This window comes from Aeromonas enteropelogenes (assembly GCF_020097295.1).
Lineage (GTDB): Bacteria > Pseudomonadota > Gammaproteobacteria > Enterobacterales > Aeromonadaceae > Aeromonas > Aeromonas enteropelogenes.
In genome coordinates this window covers 3,372,946-3,394,043 of sequence record NZ_CP083625.1, presented here as the reverse complement: position 1 = coordinate 3,394,043, position 21,098 = coordinate 3,372,946, and the positions used below count along the sequence as shown (strand labels likewise).

Sequence of the window (21,098 nt, the reverse complement as noted above, 5' to 3'; positions counted from 1 at the left end):
TGTTTGTTCTGATCCGGCCTCGCCAACGTCCTGCCCGGCCTGCTCTTGCACACTGCGTATCCTGCTGTTTGCCTGGGTCATACCCAACTCCTTTCGAAAACACCTGAATGTGTCGTAACGACATGCGTGTCGTGACGAAATGGCGGTACTCACTGCGGGTCTCTCCTGCGGGCCTGTCGCAGCGCCAAGACCAGATAACAGGCAGATTCAAACGTTTGCCTCGCTGGTCAACAAAACCGGGCCATTTCCCCTTGTGTCCCGGGGTCTGGCCCCGGTGTTTGCGATGCTGGCGCTCCTTGCGGGTTCGCCAGCCTTCGTGTTCTCTGGGGCAACTTCACGCCGCCCCGTTGCCTTCCCTACCCTCGCTCGTGCACCAGCTGGCCATCCACATAGGTGCGGTAGATGGACCTGTCATCCCCCAGGGTCAACAGCACAAAGAGCTTGTCCCGCAGGGTGGTGGAGTTGTCGTAACGCAGCTGCTGCAGCGGAGTGGCGACCGGGTCGAGCACCACGAAATCCGCCTCCTTGCCCGTGGCAAAGCTGCCTATCTTCTCGTCCAGCCCCAGTGAATGGGCGCCCCCCAGGGTGGCCAGATAGAAGGCCTGATAGGCCGAGAGCCGCTCGCTTTGCAGTTGCATCACCTTGTAGGCCTCGTTCAGCGTCTGCAGCATGTTGAAGGTGGTGCCGGCGCCGATGTCGGTGCCTATCCCCACCTTCACCTGCTTGTGCCACGCCTTGTGCAGCTTGAAGAGGCCGCTACCGAGATACAGGTTCGAAGTGGGACAAAACGCGATGGTGGAGTCGGTCTCCTTGAGGCAGTCCCACTCCTGCTCTTCCAGGTGGATGCAGTGGGCAAACACGCAGTTGTGGCCGGTGAGACCGTGCTGGTGATAGACGTCGAGGTAGCCCTGATGCTCGGGAAAGAGGGATTTCACCCAGGCGATCTCCTCCTTGTTTTCGCACAGATGGGTGTGCAGATAGGTGGTGGGGTACTCCTCGCGCAACCGTTTTGCCATCGCCAGTTGCTCGGGTGTCGAGGTGGGGGCAAATCGCGGTGTGATGGCATAAAGCAGGCGACCATTGCCATGCCAGCGCTCGATGAGCGCCTTGCTCTGCAGATAGCTGCTCTCGGCAGTATCGAGCAAGTAGTCGGGGGCGTTGCGATCCATCATCACCTTGCCCGCGATCATCCGCATATTGATGCGACTGGCCGCCTCGAACAGGGCATCCACCGACTCGGGGTGAACGGTGCCGAACACCAACGCCGTGGTGGTGCCGTTTCGCAGCAGCTGCTTGATAAAGAAGGTGGACATCTCGCGGGCATACTCGCGATCGTTGTAGCGCCGCTCGGCCGGGAAGGTGTGCTGGTTGAGCCACTCCAGCAGCTGCTCGCCATAGGCCCCCACCATCTCGCTCTGGGGGTAATGAATGTGGGTGTCGACAAAGCCCGGCACGATGAGCTTGCCGCGATAATCACGCACCCGCACCTCGGTCGGGATTCGCCCCTTGCCCTCCTCCCACTGACCGAACCAGTCGATGCAGCCGTTGCGGATGATCAGGAGCCCATCCTCGACGAGGCGGGCGTGAGCCTCTATCTCCTCGGGGTGATCCACCACCCGGGTGATGTCAAAAAAGCTGCCACGGATGGCTTTGACTGAGTTGTCGTAGTTCATAACCTTGTCCCTGTTTTTATCGTTCTGTAATGAGATTCAGACCCGCTCTATCCCGGGTTCACTCCCCCCTGCTTCCTCTACCCGGGGTACTGCTTCGCGGCTGGCGGGGGCGGTCTGAAAGGCGCTGTCCGGCTTGTCGCTGAGTTGGATCACTTCCACCCCCTCGGCGCCCTTGAGCACCTTGCGCTTGCGGCTCGGGGGCAGCACCAGATTCAGGATGATGGCGGTGATGCCGCCGGCGCAGATGGGGTTCTCCACCAGCATGTAGATGCCGGCGGGCAACACCTTGAAGACGTTAGGGTCGTAGGAGACGCCGAGCCCCAGCCCCAGCGAGGTGGCGACGATCAGGGTCTCGCGGCGATCGAAGCCGTGGCTGATGATGATGCGGCCACCGGCGATGGCGATCATGGAGAACATGATGGTCATGGCGCCCCCCATCACCGGGGACGGTATGGTGGTGAAGAAGCGCCCCACCACGGGGAAGAGTCCCAGCAGCACCAGGATGACGGCGATAAACTTGCCCACGTGGCGCGAGGCCACCCCGGTCATCTGGATGACGCCGTTGTTCTGGGCAAAGGTGGTGAGCGGCAGGGAGCCGAGGGCCGAGGCAATCACCGACACCAGGCCGTCCGCCAGCACGCCGCCGGAGAGCCGTTTTTGAAACTCGGGGCCGCGGATCTCCTGGCGCGAGACCATGGCGGTGGCGGTAATGTCCCCCACCGCCTCCAGCACGCTCAACAGATAAATGGTGCCCGCCAAGAGGAAGGCGTGGGCATCGAAGGTAAAGCCGTATTTGAACGGCACCGGAATGGTGACCAGGGGCAGATCATTTAACGGGGAGAAATCCACCATGCCGAGCATCAGGGCCACCACATAGCCCACCAGCAGGCCGATGGCGATACCGCTCATGCGAAGCAGCGGGCTCTTGCTGCAGTTGAAGGCGACGATGACGCAGAGCACCAGCAGCCCCAGGCCGATATTTTCGTACTTGCCGAAGGTACCGCTGCTCATGGCGGAGAAGCCGCCGCCAAAGTCGATGATCCCCACTTTGATGAGGCTAAGGCCAATCATCAGCACCACCACCCCGCTCACGGTCGGGGTGATCACCCGTTTGAGGTAAGGCAGTACGAAGGAGGAGCCCATCACCAGGAAGGCGCCGACAAAGGAGACCCCGAGCAGGGTCGAGACGATCAGCTCCTCGTGCAGGCCATCTTTTTTCATGGCGCTGCCCAGCGCAATCATCACGGTAACGAAGGAGAAGTTGACCGACTGGATGGAGAGCAGGCCCGAGCCGATGGGGCCGTAGCGGTTCACCTGCAACCAGGTGCCGATGCCGGAGGCGATCATCGCCATGGAGACCAGATAGGCGGTGGTCTCGGTGGAGAGGCCGAGGGCCCCGCCGACGATGAGAGCCGGGGTCACCATGGGCACAAAAATGGCCAGCAGATGGGTCACTGCGCCCATCAGGGTTTGCGAAAAGGGGGGCTGGTCTTCCAGCTCGTAGATCAGATCCGAGTGCTTGCGTGTTGTTTTAGACATCTTGATTGTCCCATCACACAGAATATGGGCGGAGTACTCATTCCGCTGTCAGGTGTCGGGGCGAGCCTGCGCCCGCCCCTCACCTTGGCTGTTGTCATGCCACCGTTTGTTGCTCCAGCTTGCCGAGCTCACGCAGGATCTGCTCCGGCGTGAAGTGCCATTTGCGCAGCCAGATCCCGCAGGCGTCGTGAATGGCGGTGGCGATGGCGGGCGCGGCGCCGTTGACCCCGATCTCCGAGATGGACTTGGCACCATAGGGGCCGACCTTGTCGTCACTCGGTACCAGGAAGGCCCTGAAGTCGCGCGGGATGTCGCCAATCTTGGGCGCGCCATAGCTCTTGAGATCCCGGGTGAGCGGGATCCCCTTGCCGTCGTAGCAGATCTCCTCGGTCAAGGAGTGGCCGATGGCCCGCATGGTGGCGCCGTAGATCTGGCCGAGGGCCAGCTCGGGGTTGATGGGGGTGCCGCAGTCGAGCAGGGCGTAGAACTTGTCGAGGCGGATCTCGCCGGTGCGCACGTTGACCGCCACCTCGGCAAAGTTGGCCCCGTAAGGGAAGGCCAGCTCCGAGGTGATGTAGCTGGCGGTGCCCACCAGGATGCCAAAGCCGGTGCCGGTCTCCGCCTTGTGGGCGATCTGGCCAAGGGAGACTTCTCCCAGCTTGCCGCGCACCACCCCGGGGTAGACCAGCTCGACATCCGTCACCGGTTCGCCCAGCATGGCGGCGCCGTGGAACAGGATCTTCTCCTTGAGGTTCTCGGCCGCCTTCTTGGCCGCGTTGCCGGAGAAGCAGGTGCCCGAAGAGGCATAGGCCCCCTTGTCGAACAGGGCGTGGTCGGTGTCGCCGGAAATCACATGCACATCGCCGAGCGGGCAACCGAGCACCTCGGCGGTCAGCTTGGCCACCACGGTATCGAGGCCGGTGCCGATATCGGCGCCACCGGAGTGGACGATAAAGGTACCGTCAGACTCCAGCTTGACCATGCAGTTGGCCTGATCGATGTCCGGGATCCCCGATTTTTGCATGATGATGGCGACGCCACGGCCGATGCGCCAATCCCCGTCCGCGGGTTTGGGGCTGTCCCAGGCGATGAGCTCGCGCCCCTGTTTCAGGATGGGCTCGAGGGCGCAGCTGGCGGCGTGGGGCACCGAGGTGGGCATCTTGCCCTCGCCGATGGCCCCCAGCACCTTGAGGATGTCCCCTTCGTGCACCCGGTTGTGCTCCACCATCTCGAGCTGATCAATGCCCAGTTGCTCCGCCAGCTCGGCGATGGCCATGGTCAGGGCGAAGTTGCCCTTGGGCGCGCCGTAACCCTGATAGGCCCCGGTCGGGCAGATGTTGCTGTAGTAGGTGTTGACGGTGAAACGCACGTTATCGCACGGATAGAGCGGCAGGGAGAGCGCCGGGCCGTTGCTTGGCACCGTCAATGAGTGGTTGCCGTAAGGGCCGGTGTTGGCGCGAAAATCCATGTCGATGGCGGTGAGGGTGCCATCCTTCTTGGCCCCTATCTTCACCGTCACCTTGGCCACGTGGCGGGAGGTGTTGCTGATGAACTCCTCTTCACGGGTGTAACGGAAGGTGACCGGACGGCCAGTCACTTTCGTGGCCCAGGCACACACCTCCTCCAGCAGGATGTCCTGCTTGGAGCCAAAGCCGCCCCCTACCCGCTCCTTGATGACGTGCACCTGGTGCTGCTTCATGCCGACGATGCGCGCCACCTGACGACGCACGTGCCAGGGCACCTGGGTGGAGGCGTGAATGATGAGGCGCTCCCCATCCATATAGGTAAAGCAGATGTGCGGCTCAGTCGGGCACTGCTGGGCTTGGGTGGATTCGTAGGTGCGCTCCAGCACCACATCCGCTTCGGCAAAGCCCTTGGCCACATCGCCAATCTGGCCATGGACGCTGGCGGCCAGGTTCTCGTGGGGGCGAGCCCCGATGGGGAAATTGATGATCATGTGCTCGTCATCGCGATAGACGGCGTTGGCGTTTTGGGCCTCCAGATCCGCCGGGGCGCCGGCCATGTAGACGATGGGCTCGTCGTGCACCAACGGCGCATTGGGAGCCATCGCCTCATCGATGTTCATCACCGCCGGCAGCACCTGATACTCGACCTCAATGAGTTTGAGGGCCGCCAGAGCAATGGCCTCGCTCTCGGCCACCACGGCGGCCACCCTATCCCCCACGTGGCGCAGCTTGCGACCAAACATGCGGCGATCGAGCGGTGACGGCTCGGGGGCGCTCTGGCCACCCGGGGTGTAGTAGACATCCGGGCAATTGCGGTAGGTGATGACGTGCACCACCCCGGGCAGGGCTTCGGCGCGGCTCACGTCAAGCCGGGTGATAAGGGCATGGGGATGGGGGCTTCGCAGCATCTTGATGACCAGCGCATCCTCGGTGACCCGATCCTCCACGTAGCAGGGCTTGGCCTGCACCATCTTGGCGGCGTCCACCTTCGGGCAGCTCTTGCCGATGTGGCGCAAGTCGCCCCGAAACTCGGGGGCGATCTGGCACAGGTAATCCGGATCCTTCATCCGCGAGCAGGCGAGCTCGATGGCCTGGTAGAACTGCTGGTAGCCGCCGTCACGGTGGAACAGGCCCGAGAGTGCATCGTCGATTTGATCACGGGTGGGGTTCGGGTGGCGATCAAGCAGGTCCGTCACGATCAGGGAGGCGGCCGGATCGTTGTAACCGGACTGCACGACCCCTACGTCCACCATGGCCTGCTGCACCAGGCTGAGTTGGTTCCAGCTGCCAAGCGACTCGGCGGTGCGCACCTCGGCCCCCTCCAGTTGCGCGGCGATCAGCAGGGAGGCGTTGACCACCTTGCCATTGAAGAGAATGGCGTCGGAGCCGGCAAAGCCGAAGCCGTCGTCACTGTTGCGCACCGAATGCATCCGGCACTGGTTGAACAGCACCCGCTGGGCATTCTCGCCGGCGGGGCAAATGACGGTGCGCAGGGCACCGTTCAGGGTGAAGTTAAGTTCCATCATGCCTGACCCTCCTGCTGCTGGCACTCCACCAGCAGATCCGCCACCACCACACCGCTGATATAGCGCTTGTAGGCCACGCTGCCGCCGAGATCCGCGCGCGGAGTGACCAGTTCGCTCACCGCCGCCTCCAGCGCCGCATCGTGCAGATCGCGCCGCTCCACATCACGCAACCGCATGGGCTGCGGCATCACGCCGGCCAGGGCGACCCGCATCTCGCCAAGGGCATCGAGGGCCACCGCCGCCGTCATCACGGCCAGGCCATCGGCGTTGCGACTGATGCGACGGGTCGCACAGCGCAGGTCGGGTTCCGGCAGCACCACCCCCAACACCAGCTCCTTGCGCTGGCCCGCCAGATAGGCGTCGATGGGCTGCAGCTGGTTGTTTTCCAGCACCACCACGGCTTCGAGCACCAGCAGCACTGGCAGCAGGGGGGAGTCCTGCAGCTGGCAGGCAAGCTCGCCGCCGACCGTGGCCTGGTTACGCAGATGGCGGGAGTAGACAAACCCCAGCGCCTCGCCCAACGCGGCCGAGGTGCGGGGATCATCTTTGAGGGCTTGCAGGGTGACGCTGGCGCCGATGTGGAGCTGGCCGTGCTGCTGCTCAATCTGGCCAAGGCCGAGCCGCTCCAGGGAGATGGCGACCTTCTTGTCGGTGCGGGTCGGGGCGGCGTTGAGCTTGCTGCCGCCCCCCATGTAGACGGCGTCGTTGCCAAACTGGGCCTTGAGGGCCAACGCCTGACCCAGTTGCTCGGGTCGGAAGAATTGTTCAATCATGTGTCGTCCTTACTCTTGCTGCCCGCCACCGGGACGTTCCACAGGGCGGGCAATCCGGTGCAAATCTGCAAACGGCCGCCCTAGGCCAGCGCGTCCATCCGTTGCCACAGGCGGCTTGCCACCTTGCTGGCCTGCTGATAAATGGGCTCGACGTCAAAGGCGAACTCGCGATCCTGATAAACCATGCACCCCTCCACCATCACGCTGTTGACCGAGGATGAACCCATGCCAAAAGCAAGATGGCCGCCGAGGTTGCGCGGCGCCAGCGGAGTCGGTGCGGCGTAGTCGCAGATGGTGAGGTCGGCCTTGTAACCCGCCTCCAGTCGGCCAAACTTGGCGCCGAAGTTGCGCTCGAGCAGGGTGTTGCCGTTCCACAGGAACCGGGCAAAGCTGTCTGGCCACAGCGCCCCGCCCGCATCCCTGTGCTTGAAGTAGGCAAATTTGAGCTCTTCGAACATGTCGGCACCGATGCCGTCGGTGCCGAGGGCCAGGTTGCGAAACTGTGGCAGGTGCATGTTGTAGCCCACGTGGTTGTTCATGTTGGAGCGGGCGTTGTGCACCAGGAAGGCATCGCGGCTGTTGAGCAGCTCGATGTCAGCCGGGCTTAAGTAGATGCCGTGGGCAATCAGCGACTTGCTGTCGACAAGATCAAACGCGTCCAGCCGGGCGATGGGCTCATTGCCATAACGATGGTGGCCATGGGCCAGGTCGTAGCGGTCTTCCGCCACATGGATATGCAGACCACGGCCGGTGACTTGCAGCGCTTCGCGCAGCATGGCCAGCCCCTCGTCCGGTACCGTGAAGGGGGCGTGAGCGCCGATGTGCGCCTCCACCAGATAGGGTTCGTCCCCCTTGGCCTTGGCGGCATCGATGGCTTGCGCGAACTGGATGTTCTCCTCCACCCCGGCCTGCAGTTCGGCCAGCCCCCCGTTGCGATCCGTGGTCTCGAAGCAGGTCATACCGCGCAGCCCCGCCTCCATGAACCCTCTGCGCAGCACATTGAGGGAGCCCTTGACGAAATGGGGCGAAGCGTGGTGGTCTATCACCGCGCTGCAGCCGCTCTTGATCGCCTCGAGCGAGCAGATGAGACCGCTGTAATAGAGGGACTCCTCATCGAGCGCACGATCGAGCCGCCACCAGAGGTTTTTCAGGGTGGAGATAAAGTCCGGGCAGGGGGCGATGTTGGCCATGATCCCCCGCGACAGGCCGGAGTAGAAGTGGTTGTGGGCACAGACAATGCCCGGCATCACCAGCTTGCCCCCCATCTCCCGGTAGTTGGCCTCCGGGTAGAGGGCCCGCAGATTGGGCCCCACCGCCTTGATAAGGGAACCTTCGATGGCGATATCCACCCCCTCCAGCACCCGGGTCGGCTCCAGCTGGACGGCGGTGACGTTTTTCAGAATAAACATGGTTTGCTCCTTCGCTTATTCGTTATTCGCTCAGGCCGCGACGGCCCCCAGCAGGTAGTGGTGATGGGCATGGACATGGCTGATGATGCGGCACATGTCACCGAGAGCCTCGGGCACATCCTGGATCCGGCTTTGGGCGTCTATGGTCAGGCGATAGGTCTCGCCGCCCTGGCGCACCCGCAGCTCACCGCCTCCGTCATGGCCTTCGGCCAGATAGAAACCGGGGTTGCGGCTGTTGTCGAAGTCCTCGGGCAGGCTGAAGATGGTGACCTTGTCCTGATAGGGCTTGCCCTGCCAGGGGCAGAACTGGGCACAGTTGCCGCACTCGTTGCAGTAAGCATCCAGGTGCAAGGTCTGGAACTGGTCCTTGAAGCCTGGCACCGCGATGGCGACGTTGGCCCGGTTGGGGCAGACATCCACGCACTTGCTGCACAGGTAGTTGCACTCGAGGCAACGGTGCGCCTCCTGGGCCACGAAGGCATCCCGCTCGCCCTTGTCCACCAGGGTGACGGCGATATTGCCCTTGCGGCGGTAGATCTCCTCCTTGTCAGACGGCTGGCTGGTCACATCGCACGGCTTGCCAGCAATGTGCTCGCGGGCCAATACCAGATCCGCGGCGCGGCGGGCACCACCGATGGCAGCCACGATGGAAGAGGGGCCGCTTTGCACGTCACCGATGAGGAAGACGTTGCGACGGCGGGTCTCGCCACTCCGGGCATCCACCTCGGGCCAGCCATCGCTGCCAAGGGGAATGCCCATGCGCTGCAACACCTCGCAATCGGGCTGCTCGCCGATGGCAGTGATCAGCGCATCCATCTGCATCACCTCGGCCTGTTCGGTGGGCACGGGGCGACGGCGCCCCTGCTCGTCAGGCTCCCCGAGGGACATCATTCGCACGGTAAGCTTGCCATCTTTATCAAAGCGCTCCGGATTGGTGAGGAAGCAAAAACGCACCCCATCCTCCACCGCTTCCAGATACTCCTCGCGATAGGCGGGCATCTCTTTTTCGCTGCGGCGGTAGATAACGGTCACATCGCTCACTCCCGGCACCTTGAGGGCGGCGCGGGCGCAATCCATGGCGGTGTTGCCAGCACCGATCACCGCCACATGGCGGCCGAGCGGCAGCGGCTTGCCCTGATTGAAACTGCGCAGGAAGTGGAAGGATTTGTAGATGCGCTCGTGATCCCCTTCCAGACGCATGCCGCCGTTCTTGTCGGCCCCGATCCCGACGAAGACATAGGTAAAGCCCTGCTCCTGCAGCTTGTCGACGGTGAGCGCCGGGTCGCAACCAAACTCGAACTTGACCCCGTGGGCGGCGACAAAGTCGATGTCGTGCTGGATAAGTTCGGCCGGAATGCGGAACTCGGGGATGATGTGTTTGACTACGCCGCCGGCGTCGGCCTCGCGCTCGAAGATGGTGACCGGATGACCGGCCCGGGCCAGGAAGTAACCGGCGGACAGACCCGCCGGGCCTGCGCCAATCACCGCGACCGGGTGCTTGTCACCGCTACCGGCCGGCTTGTGCCAGCGCGCCTTGTACCCTTCCCAGCCACGCTCGAGGGCCACTTTTTTCAGCTCGCGGATATTGAGGGGGCTGTCGTAATCCAGACGGGTGCAGTTGTACTGGCACTGGTGATCGCAGATATGGCCGGTAATGGCCGGCAGGGCGTTGCGCTGGTAAATCAGCTCGAGGGCCGCCACATACTCCCCCTCGCCCAACAGGCGAATGTACTCGGGGATATCCTGATGCACGGCGCATGCGGTGACGCAGGGCGCCACGTAGCAGTCGGTCAGAGGAAGGCCGCCACCCACCTCGATGCGATCCTCGGACTTCCACTCCTTCTGGGTGTAATCCATGGTGAGGGCCTTGGCGGCCAAGGCCTCCAGCTTGGCGACATCCACCCGGGTCATGGCCCAGCTGTCGGATGCATCTATCTCTTTGAGACACTCCAGCTGGCGCAGGTAGCCACCCGGTTTGAGCAGATCGGTGGCCATGGTGATGGGGCGGATGCCGGTTTCGAAGATCTCGCAGATATTGAACTTGCTGGCACCGCCCGAGTAGGAGATGGGCAACTTGCCATCGAAGGCGCGCGACAATACGGCGGCCACATTGATGGAGAGCGGGAACAGCGCGCGGCCGGACATGTACATCTCATCGCCGGGCAGCGCCCCCTTGCGGTTGATGGTCCCGAGCGTGTTGGTCAGCTTGACCCCGAAGGTGAGCCCCTTCTCGGCCCCCAGCGCCATCAGACGGGTCAGCATCCCCTTGGCCTGATCCAGCTTGAGATCGTGATCAAACGACTCTTCACTCAGACCAATGTAATCAAAGCCGCAGCCATCGAGGATCTCGCGCACCCGCGGGTAGCCCAGCAGGGTCGGGTTGAGTTTGACGAAGGTGTTGAGCCCCTTCTCTTCCAGCATGTAGCGGCAGATAGCCTCGATCTCGTTAGGCGGGCAGCCGTGCATGGTGGAGAGGGTCACCCCGTGGACCAGGGTGGCCGGAATGCAGTCCGCCAGCTGTTGCAGGCGCTCCCGGCGCGCCTCCAGCCCCAGCGCGGCGATAAACTGTTCGTCGGCCACGAACTCGCGCAGTTGCTGCTGATACTCGGCAAATGCCGGGCGTTGGCTTGCATCCATCAGGCCGTGGATAAACTGCTGCATGGGGGGCTGTTTGATGCCATCAAGGTTGTAGCCCACGCTCATGTTGAAGATAAAGGACTTGGCTTCCCCGTCGAGGCGCGGATCGAAGATCTCCTCCAGCAGATAGAGGGCGAACCAGGCCTTCAGGTACTCGTCAAATGCCTTGGTCAGGGTGAACTCGGTAGACCACTCGGTGTTGAAGCACTCGTCCTCGGCATCGATGCAGGGCTTTGCCAGTTCGAGACGGTCCAGGATCTGCACCGTCTTGAGCTCGATAAAGCGCCCGCCGGTCAGCCAGGAGGTGACGATATTCTGGGCCAGCTGGGTGTGGGGGCCGGCCGCCGGGCCGATGGGGGTCTCGCAGGTTTCACCGAATACCTTGATCTTGCGCTCGTCCTGCTTGCGATAGAATTGCGCGGCGGGAATGCCGAAGATGGACTGGCTCTCTTTATATTCCGCAAAAATTCGGGTCAGAAGGTTCTTGAAGGGAACGGGTCGCATAATATCGCCCATGATGATCTCCTTGCAGCGGCTCTGCTCATTTACATGGTGAATAACTGGGGTTTTCCTGCGGGATCGCCCCTTGTAAATGAGAGGAGCAACTATCAGGCCAGCGCGGCTGCAAATGATTTTTTTGCGATAAAAGCGTGAGGCAGCTCCAATTAATGAAAATGACAGGCAATTGACCCGCCATATTAAATGAGAGTGGTTATCACTCACCCGAAAATATATTCAGGCATACCGTGATAAAAAATGATGGCTATCAAATCAGGCAGGTGTCCATATCACTTTGATACGGCCAAAATTATCGCCTTTATCACGATAATGGCGCCCCTGTCGGCCGCCATATATAGATGCACGGATGCTGCCGGAATAAAGGAAAAGCAAGAGATGAGCTGCGGCTACTTTGTCAGGCAGGCTTGCTTAAGAGTGGATGCGGGCATCTCAGCACCTGCTGTCGGCGCCTGCGCCAGCAGAGCCTGATAACGGTCCGGCGTATCCACATCAAACAGGATGGCGGGGCTGTCGACCGGCACCAGACGGTGAGGGTGCTGCTGCAGCCAGCGCCGCACCGAACCTTGCGCCGGAGCCGCCGCCAGCGCCCTGGCAAGGGATTTTGGCAACAATACCGGGTGACCCGCCTCCCCCTGCCAGGTCGGAAAAAGTGCATATTCTCCCCGCGCCTGCCAGAGCGTCTGGAACACGGAAGGAGGAATGCAGGGGAGATCCCCGTGGCTGATAAAGAGGTAGTCCGCCTCACTCGCTGCCAGGGCGCAGCGGATGGAACTGCCCAGCCCCTGTTCATAGTCGGGATTATTCACGATCTGAATATCGCGCCGCCCGCCATAACGGGCCACCAGCTCGTCGCCGCGATATCCCACCACCAGAATGACCCGCTCACAACAAGCCAGGGCATTTTTGAGACTTGCATCAAGTATTGTCCCCGAACCGTAAGGTAGCATCATTTTCCAGCTACCCATTCGGGAGGACAATCCCGCCGCCGTCATTACGCAGTCGCACGATTCTTTTCGATTGGCAGACTGTTTCTCGCATCCTTCTTTATTTAATTCGGACATCACCATGTCATTACCTGCTCCTGTATCGATCCCCTTTCCGGATATTTCCTCATTATTAGGCCAGCTCATAAAAAATAGTGATAGCCATACCACATTAATTAGTCTGTGCGGGGCCGGCGGTAAAACCAGCACCCTGTTCTGGCTGGCCGACTATTTCCATCAACAGGGCAAGAAGGTGCTGATCACCACCACCACCCGGATGTTTCTGCCCTCCCCGTCCCACTATCGGGAATTGATCATCGAAGCAGATCCGGTCCGCCAGCTGACCCGTTGCCAGCAACTGCCCGATGGCCCGGCCCTGGTCGCCCTGTTCAGCCATATCGAGCAGGCCAGCGGCAAGGTAGCGGGTCCCACGCCCCAGCAGTTGGATCTCATCAAGGGGCAGCAGCGCTTCGACATCATCCTGGTCGAGGCGGACGGCGCCCATCACAAGTTATTGAAAGTGCCGGCTTTGCACGAACCTTGCATTCCAGGAAGCAGTGATTGGGTGATAGCCCTGGTGGGCGGCGCCATGGTAGGGGCAAAGGCCGACCCGGCGCAGATCCACCGCTGGGCCGAGCTTCAGGCTTTATGCGGGATTGCGCCAGGTGAACCGCTGAACTGGCCGCTGTTCGATAGGCTGCTCTCCCACCCCGACGGGGTGTTCAAGGGCACCCCTGCAAGGGCGCGACGGATCTGGTTTATCAACGGTGATTATCAAAATGAGGCGTCATGGCAGCCGCCATTGATAAACCTGCTGGCCCGTCATCCCGAACTTCACGCCATCTGGCAGGGGGCGGTGCGCGAACCGCAAGCCATCCGCCACGCCATCGCGCTCATACCCGGAGAGCCGGTTTAGCCACCAGGTCCCGGTCTGGTTAAGGATAACAAGAGGTACCTTATGAATCTGTTTGCACACGCCGCCCGGCTGGAACAAGCCAACACCCCGTTCGCCATGGCCAGGATCATCGAGAGCCGCGGCTCCACCCCGCGCCATCAGGCCCAGATGCTGATCGAGGGAGATGGCCGGATCCACGGCACCATAGGGGGTGGCATGATAGAGCGACGGGTGATCGAGGAGGCGATCGCCGCCATTGCCGAGCGCAAGCCGCGCATCTTCCACGGCCGGATGGCCCGCAACGGCGAACATGCGGTGGGCTCGGATTGCGGCGGCGCCATGTCGGTCTATATCGATGTCTACGGCCTGCGTCCCCGGCTGGTGCTCATCGGCGCCGGTCATGTCAATCGGGCGCTCGCTCACGCGGCGGCCCCGCTTGGCTTTGATATCCATGTCGGCGACTGTTTTGAAGGGAGCCTCAATCCCGAACTCTTCCCCGCAGGCACTCATCTTCAGCAGGCCGACACCATCAGCGCCGTCATCGAGGCGCTGGCCATCGAGCCCGCCAACTTCGTCATCATCGCCACCAACCATCAGGACAAGGAGGCGCTGGATCGGCTCATCACCCGTCCCCTCGCCTACCTGGGGCTGCTCGCCAGCAAGCGCAAGGTGCAAACCTTCACTCAAGCCCTGCGCCAGCAAGGGGTGAGTCAGGAGCAGTTGCAGCAGTTGCACGCCCCCATCGGCTACAACATAGGGGCCGAGACCCCGGAGGAGATCGCCATCAGCATCCTCGCCGAACTGTTGCAGGTGAAAAACGGCAAGGCGGGCGGCCTGATGCAGGACGATGTGCGCCTCAAACAGGATCGGCTGGTGGTGATGCGCGGCTCGGGCGATATCGCCACCGGGGTGGCGCTACGCCTGCACAATGCGGGCTTCAAGGTGGTGATGCTGGATCTCGACAAGCCCACGGTGATCCGCCGTACCGTCGCCTTCGCTCAGGCGATGTTTGACGGCGAGACCTGCGTCGAGGGAGTGCGCGCCAAGCGGGCCGAGAGTGTCGAGCAGGCCTTTGCGCTGCTGGAGCAGGGGATCATCCCCCTGCTGGTGGACCCCGAGGGCGCCACCCTGCGCGATCTCAAGCCCCGCTACCTGGTGGATGCCATCCTCGCCAAGCAGAATCTTGGCACCCACAGGGAGATGGCCCCCATCACGGTGGCCCTCGGCCCGGGCTTTGAGGCGGGACGCGACTGCGATGCGGTGATCGAGACCAACCGCGGCCACCATCTGGGCCGGGTCATCTATCAGGGCCCCGCCCAGCCCAATACCGGCATTCCCGGGGTCATCGAGGGGCACTCAGCCCGCCGGGTGGTGCGTGCCCCCGCCCCCGGAGTGATGAAGAGCCTGATCAAACTCGGCGATCTGGTGCAGGAGGGGGACGTGATCGCCCACGTGGGGGACGCTCCCATTATCGCGCCGCTGTCAGGCATGGTGCGGGGGCTGCTGAGTGACGGCATCGAGGTACCGGTAGGCTTCAAGATCGGGGATATCGACCCCAGAGGTGAGCGGGCCGATGCCACTACGGTGTCGGACAAGGCCCGCGCGATCGGCGGCGCCGTGCTGGAAGCCATGATGCACCTGGCCCAGCGCAGATAAGCAGACACAAAGACAACAGGGCCCGCCATAATGGCGGGCCCTCTTTATATTTGAAGCTGATCCAGCTTACCAATATTTTTCCATACAGAACCATTCTCCACACATTGAACCCATTCTCGCGCAGTAAACCCACCTGGAAAAAGTGATGACATGGAATAGTCATTTCTTTCATCCAAAGGAAATAAAAGATGCGCCTCATCACGTAGCGTCACGACTAACGACTCCAAAGACGCAACTAGGAAGCCATCCACAATTTGTTGATCAAACTCGATAGAGGTATCTACAATCCAGCAATGGAAGGACAAGTCGGTTGTACATGCAATACCCAATTGATTGCATAAGGCAGTGTCAGTTTGCAAGGCCTCATATAATGCCGTTTTTTTTCGCCTCAATTGGCAAGCCGCCTTCCTAAGCGTATTGGTTCTGTGCAGCCAAATTTCATGTCTGGTTGAACGAATATAACCAGACTTGACCTCAAGCAACAATAAAACCCCATCTCGGTGACAAACGATATCGATCTCGCCAGGATCTTCCAATACGGTGCGCGCAGGTTGAAATCCACTAACCACATTGAAATTTCGTTGGCGCAATTGATTGGCCAGTTCTATTTCTACACGCTTGGTTTCATCATTTTGCCCTAACCGCCGAGCGCCAATTCGCCTCAAATTGTTGACTGTGGCAGTTAAATTGTTTTGCTGTCCAACCACCCATGGAAACTGGAAACGATATCGTCCAATTTTGTAATATGGTAGTTCATATAACCTTGGAACAGGGAGATGCCGTTGTTGCTTTATATTTTCTGCCAATTTACTCAAATCGTTTGTCCAAAAATCCAAAATCGCCTTGGCGACCTCATGACTTCCGGTGGGTAGCTGTTCTGATACCGTCCAACCAATAATTGACTCTATTTTAGTTTTTTCTTCAGACCAAGTCATGGGGAAACGATTCTGCCCTGATAATATTCCATTGAATGCCAGTCGCCCCAACGCTCCTATCACTGTGCCACACTGGCTATATATTTTCTGAAACTCGTCAATATACTCTCGTTGGAAAAATGCCGTTGTAAGTTCACTGGCAAGCAGAAGGCGAAAAAGGTCTGCCCGAACACCATTGGATGATTGAACGGTTTGCGTTAATCCATATACCTCGCGTAACCGCAACTCATGCCCTAGAGCCTTGATATAGGCGAATTGATTCATCTCATGGTTCTCAGGTCGACCAATTATGGTGCCAGCTTTACCTGAATGGATGAACGCATCAACCCCCCGATTAAGCCAATAGATCCATAGTGCAGTCTGCTTCTGATCAGTATGATACCACGAAAGCGTATGAGCATCGCTCTCATGATAAATGACTGGCTGATCTGGCTTAAACTGATATCGACATTCATGATCAAAACAAAACCAATCTATCGATGCTTCGTAATCAATCAGCTCCTGCATAGCCGAGAGGAGGCTGCGTATCGCCGTCATATTTTGCAGGCACTCAGTTACAGGAGCTGAAGAGAGAAACAACATGGGAGAAAGATGACGTTTCAATGATGCACCAAGGCGAGCCTCATCAAGATTGAAGTCCCCTCCGTTACATTTACTAAGCTTGTTGGAAATAACTCTCTGATAGGCATTCCATAATCTATCGTTCCTAGCATCCCCTTCCGCCAATTCATGATAGGCAGAAACGCTGAGATAGGATAAAAATTCTATAATAGAAAGTTGTGCAAGCTGCCTCTCCATTTCATTGATTGTTTTTTGATAAGGCCCCAATTGTTCCATCAATCTATAACAAACAGCAAAAAATATTTTCCACTCCTTGTCATGTTGATTTTCCTGCAAGCTAATCCATAACTGAGAATGTGGTTTTGTAAAAACTTTGGCATATCGAATGGCTTGTCGAAAAACGTCAGGAATAGTCTCTGCAAATACATTAGCCTGGTTGATGGACAAACCATCATCAAAATACAAAACCCGGCTTAGCACCAGAGCAGATAAGGAAGCATGCGTGACTACGTCTGTTTCACCCCAAAATGTTGCAGCTGCTATACCCTGTGCCCTGACTTCACCACTAGCAGATACTGGCCGTTGGTCGAGGAAATGATGAAAACATTCATCCAACGCCGTTGCAGGTGTATTTCCTTTTGCAAGTGCTCCAACATAAACATCCTGATAATAGATACGACACTTGTCAACCGTTCCATTTTTTACTGACATCCTTGTCTCCCTGAACCGAAGGCAATGACCAATTATCATTGCTTGGATTTAATACCATCTGACTATTGGTTTACAACCAGACGAGTTCACTACAAATACGATTTGTCTCTACTGCCAGCATCCACGTTTGAGAACCAGCGCGACTCAACCCTGCTTGACCCGGGTCTCCCCCGCCACCGACACCACGGAGCGTTTGCCCTTGCGGCTGATGACGACAAGCGCCAGTACGATAAGGGCGATGCCGCTCCCCTCCACCGGCCCCGGGTTTTCCCCGAGCAGCCACCAGGAGAGCAGCACGCCGCTCACCGGCACCGCCAGAGTGCTGAGCCCGGCAATCCCCGCCGGCAGTTTTTTCAGCACAAACAGCCAGAGGCTCCAGGCCAGCGCCGTGGCGAAAATGGCGCTGTAGGCGAGCGCGCCAAACACATAGGGCTGCCAGTCGATGGGGCGTTCCGGCATCAGTGCCGCCACCAGCGCCATCACCAGAGTGGCGTAGATCATCTGCCAGGTGGTGAGGGACATGAGATCCACTGTGGGATGACGGGCATACATCCGCTTGGCGATGATGGCGCTGATCCCCCAGCAGATGCCGGAAGCGATCCCGAGCAACGCGCTCTTCATGGAGTCGAGGTGCAGCTGCCAGGGCTCGATCACCAGCAGCAAGCCGCAGGCGGCCACCCCGACCGCCACGTAGTGGAGTCGGCGCATCCGCTCACCCAAAAAGAGCGCCGCGAAGATCACCACCCAGAACGGCATGGTGTAGCTCAGGATCGCCACCTTGCCCGCCCCGCCGCTGATCAGGGCCCACTGGGCCAGCCCCACCATGCCGCAGGTCTGGAACAACCCGATGGCCAGGGTGTAGCGAAACGGAGTGGGTTTAAGGTATTTGCGGCCACGCAGGCATTGCACCAGCAGCAACACCAAAGAGCCGCACAGGCAGCGCAGGGCGGTGAACTCGAAGGCCCCCGCGTAGAGCATCACCTGCTTCATCACGATCCAGCTGTAACTCCAGATGGCGGTGAGCAGAACCAATCCCCCCAGCGCCGCCATGTTGATCTTGCTACTCATTACTTGCCTTGTTGCCTCTTCTATCGCCAATCAGCCCGCTTTTTGGGGAGCCATCTTACGCCGCTCCTGTCACCCTGCCCATCGCGGATCACAACTTGCCGACTTATTTTTCCCGTCTGCCAATCCCTTGCGCCAGCCAACAGAAAGGGGGCCGATGGCCCCCTGTTTGTGCTGACAAGATCGAGCCTACTGACTTATCAGGGTGCCGGTCTTGCCGGCGATCCCCTCGGCCGCCTTCTCCAGCAGAGTGATGAGAGATTTGCGCCCCGGCATGGAGCTCGCAAACGAAAGCGCCGCCTCCACCTTGGGCAGCATGGAACCCTTGGCAAACTGCCCCTGCTCGATAAAGCCCCGGGCATCCGCCACGCTCAGGGTGTCGAGCCACTGCACGTCGGGCTTGCCGAAGTTGATGGCGACTTTTTCCACCGCGGTGAGGATGATCAGCATGTCAGCATCAATCAGCTCCGCTAGCCTGGCACTGGCCCAATCCTTGTCGATCACCGCGCTGGCGCCGCGCAGGTGGTTCCCCTCGCGCAGCACAGGGATGCCGCCGCCACCGACCGTGATCACCACCTGCCCCGCCGCCAGCATGGCCGAGACCGTCTCCTTCTCGATGATGTCGACGGGTTTGGGGGACGCCACTACCCGGCGATAGCCGCGACCGGCATCCTCTTTAAGACGTTCGCCCCTGGCCATCAGCGCCTCGGCCTCCTCCTTGCTGAAAAAGCCGCCGATGGGTTTGCTCGGGTCGAGGAAGGCGGGATCGTTTTTATCCACCTCAACTTGTGTCACCAGGGTGGCAACCGGCTTATGGATACCGCGCTCGAGCAGCGCCTCGCGCAGGGCGTTTTGCAGGTCATAACCGATATAACCCTGACTCAGGGCCACGCAGACCGACATGGGCAGATGGGGCGCCTTTTCGTCGTGGCGGGCCGCCACCTCGAACGCCTGCTGGATCATCCCGACTTGCGGGCCGTTGCCGTGGGTCACCACTACTTCATGCCCCTTCGCAATCAGGTCGGCGATGGTCCGCGCCGTGCCCTGCACCGCCTGCATCTGCTCAGGCAGGTTGTTGCCCAGCGCGTTGCCGCCAAGGGCCAGTACGATTCGCTGTTTCATCTTGTGCTCTCCAGTGATGGGAGAAGCCGGCGCGCGGTCGGCTCCCTTTGTGTTCATCTATCTCTTTATGAAAAAACTGTTCTGCCAACATGCGGGGCTCTCGCCCCACGGGCAGGCGCCCCTAGGCGGTGTTCTCAAAATGCTAGTGCGGCGCCGGATACAGGAGCGGATTGAGCTCGGGGGCAAAGGGGGCGCGGGCCAGAAAACGGCCATAGCCGCGCCGCCCCAGAAACTCGCCATCGCGAGCGACCATCTCGCCGCGGCTCAGGGTCAGCCTGATCCGCCCCTGGCAGCGCATCCCCTCGTAGGGGCTGTAGTCGCCGTTGTCGTGCAGCTGTTGATGGGAAATCAGGGTTTCACCGCGGGGATCCATCACCACCAGATCGGCATCGGCCCCCGGTTGCAGGTTGCCCTTGCGTGGCCAGAGGCCAAACAGGCGCGCCGGGTTGGCGCTGGTTAAGGCCACGAAGCGGGACGGCGTGATGCGCCCGCCGAGCACCCCGTGGGCAAACAGCAGCAGCATGCGGTTCTCGGCTCCGGGTAAGCCATTGGGGCAACGGCTGAAATCGCCCCCCGAGAGGGTCATGCGCTGGGCGTGGGAGAAGTTGCAGTGATCGGTGGCCACCGTATCGATATCGCCGGCCGCCAACCCAACCCACAGCTTGTCCTGCTCGCAACGCCCACGCAGCGGCGGGCTTAGCAGGTAGTCGACTCCGTTCTCCAGGTGGTAGCAGGATTCATCCAGCAGCAGATATTGCGGGCAGGTCTCCACCCAGACCGGCTGGCCCTGACGGCGCGCCAGCTTGAGGTACTCCAGCCCCAGGCCATTGGAGAGGTGAACGATATAAAGGGGCGCATTGCCCGCCAGCGCCGCCAGATTGATCATCCGGCTGATGGCCTCCGCCTCGCAGGCAAGCGGCCGGCTCTGGGGGTGATACCAGGGCTCGTGGTGACCGGCGGTCAAAAGAGCCTCGCGGCGTGCCGCGATGGCGGCATCGTTCTCGGGGTGCACGGTGGCGAGCGCCCCCACTTCCTTGAGGCGGGCCAGGGCGCGCAGCACGTCGCTGTCTCCCAGCTTGTAACGGTAGGTGAGATAGAGCTTGAAGCTGCTGATCCCCTCCTCCTGCACCATGGCGGCCATCTCGTGGAGAATGTCGTCATCCACATGCTGAATGACGCCGTGAAAACCGTAATCGATCACCGCCTGATCGGCGGCATAATCGTGATAGCGAGCCAGCTGGTGATGCAGGTTGCACCCCGCCGGGCCAAATCCCATGTGATCGATGATGGTGGTGGTGCCACCACAGGCGGCGGCACGGGTACCGCTGAAGAAGTCGTCGCAGCTGCGAACCATGCCCACATCGATGTTGAAGTGGGTGTGGACGTCAATCCCCCCCGGCATCACGTAGCAGCCGTCGGCCTCGATCACCTCGGTCTCGTCATCGGGCTGTATATGGGCGGCGCGGGCCCGGATCACCCCGTTATCGATCAGCAGATCCTGGCGATATTCCCCCTGCGCATCCACCAGGATGCCGTTCTTGATGAGCCGTTTCATCCGCTCCCCCTCAACTCCTGTTGCCCTTCACGCACCAAGCCCCGCCTGGGCGGGGCATATCGTTGGTAGCAGG

13 protein-coding genes are annotated in these 21,098 nt (G+C 60.5%); 2 read left to right on the top strand and 11 right to left on the bottom strand.

Annotated features, from left to right (window positions below):
* Positions 1–356: 356 nt before the first annotated feature.
* The 7 genes from guaD to mocA form a co-directional block, all read right to left on the bottom strand.
* Entirely contained in the window at positions 357–1,673 is a 1,317-nt protein-coding gene (guaD, locus tag LA321_RS15795) for a guanine deaminase (RefSeq protein ID WP_042069273.1), read from the bottom strand.
* 36 nt (positions 1,674–1,709) lie between these two features.
* Positions 1,710–3,212, bottom strand: a complete 1,503-nt coding sequence (locus tag LA321_RS15790; RefSeq protein WP_042069271.1) for a nucleobase:cation symporter-2 family protein — start codon at positions 3,210–3,212, stop codon at positions 1,710–1,712.
* 94 nt (positions 3,213–3,306) lie between these two features.
* A complete protein-coding gene (locus tag LA321_RS15785; RefSeq protein WP_209418270.1) occupies positions 3,307–6,204 on the bottom strand; it encodes a molybdopterin-dependent oxidoreductase Mo/Fe-S-binding subunit in 2,898 nt (965 codons plus the stop codon).
* Positions 6,201–6,977, bottom strand: a complete 777-nt coding sequence (gene ygfM, locus LA321_RS15780; RefSeq protein ID WP_042069270.1) for a molybdopterin-dependent oxidoreductase FAD-binding subunit — start codon at positions 6,975–6,977, stop codon at positions 6,201–6,203. The genes LA321_RS15785 and ygfM overlap by 4 nt, the downstream gene beginning before the upstream one ends.
* An 80-nt stretch (positions 6,978–7,057) precedes the next feature.
* Entirely contained in the window at positions 7,058–8,386 is a 1,329-nt protein-coding gene (ssnA, locus tag LA321_RS15775; protein ID WP_042069269.1) for a putative aminohydrolase SsnA, read from the bottom strand.
* Between the two features lie 30 nt (positions 8,387–8,416).
* Positions 8,417–11,539, bottom strand: a complete 3,123-nt coding sequence (gene ygfK, locus LA321_RS15770; RefSeq protein WP_042069267.1) for a putative selenate reductase subunit YgfK — start codon at positions 11,537–11,539, stop codon at positions 8,417–8,419.
* Between the two features lie 389 nt (positions 11,540–11,928).
* Entirely contained in the window at positions 11,929–12,534 is a 606-nt protein-coding gene (gene mocA / locus LA321_RS15765; RefSeq protein ID WP_224212275.1) for a molybdenum cofactor cytidylyltransferase, read from the bottom strand.
* Positions 12,535–12,607: 73 nt separating this feature from the next.
* Here mocA and yqeC point away from each other — a divergent pair, with 73 nt between their 5' ends.
* Both yqeC and yqeB read left to right on the top strand, forming a co-directional pair.
* Positions 12,608–13,441: a selenium cofactor biosynthesis protein YqeC gene (gene yqeC / locus LA321_RS15760; protein ID WP_042069266.1), complete on the top strand. Its 834-nt coding sequence runs from the start codon at positions 12,608–12,610 to the stop codon at positions 13,439–13,441.
* Between the two features lie 42 nt (positions 13,442–13,483).
* Complete coding sequence (gene yqeB / locus LA321_RS15755) at positions 13,484–15,076, top strand: selenium-dependent molybdenum cofactor biosynthesis protein YqeB (RefSeq protein WP_042069264.1); 1,593 nt, start codon at positions 13,484–13,486, stop codon at positions 15,074–15,076.
* Between the two features lie 44 nt (positions 15,077–15,120).
* Here the strand turns inward: yqeB and LA321_RS15750 are convergent, their stop codons facing one another.
* The 4 genes from LA321_RS15750 to hydA form a co-directional block, all read right to left on the bottom strand.
* Positions 15,121–17,283, bottom strand: a complete 2,163-nt coding sequence (locus LA321_RS15750) for a hypothetical protein (RefSeq protein ID WP_042069262.1) — start codon at positions 17,281–17,283, stop codon at positions 15,121–15,123.
* 144 nt (positions 17,284–17,427) lie between these two features.
* On the bottom strand, positions 17,428–18,351 hold the full coding sequence (locus LA321_RS15745; RefSeq protein ID WP_042069261.1) for a DMT family transporter: 924 nt from the start codon (positions 18,349–18,351) through the stop codon (positions 17,428–17,430).
* A 186-nt stretch (positions 18,352–18,537) separates the two neighbouring features.
* The gene (gene arcC, locus LA321_RS15740; protein WP_042026097.1) at positions 18,538–19,470 is read right to left on the bottom strand and encodes a carbamate kinase; all 933 of its coding nucleotides are present in this window, start codon (positions 19,468–19,470) and stop codon (positions 18,538–18,540) included.
* Between the two features lie 142 nt (positions 19,471–19,612).
* The gene (hydA, locus tag LA321_RS15735) at positions 19,613–21,025 is read right to left on the bottom strand and encodes a dihydropyrimidinase (protein ID WP_042069259.1); all 1,413 of its coding nucleotides are present in this window, start codon (positions 21,023–21,025) and stop codon (positions 19,613–19,615) included.
* Positions 21,026–21,098: the final 73 nt, after the last annotated feature.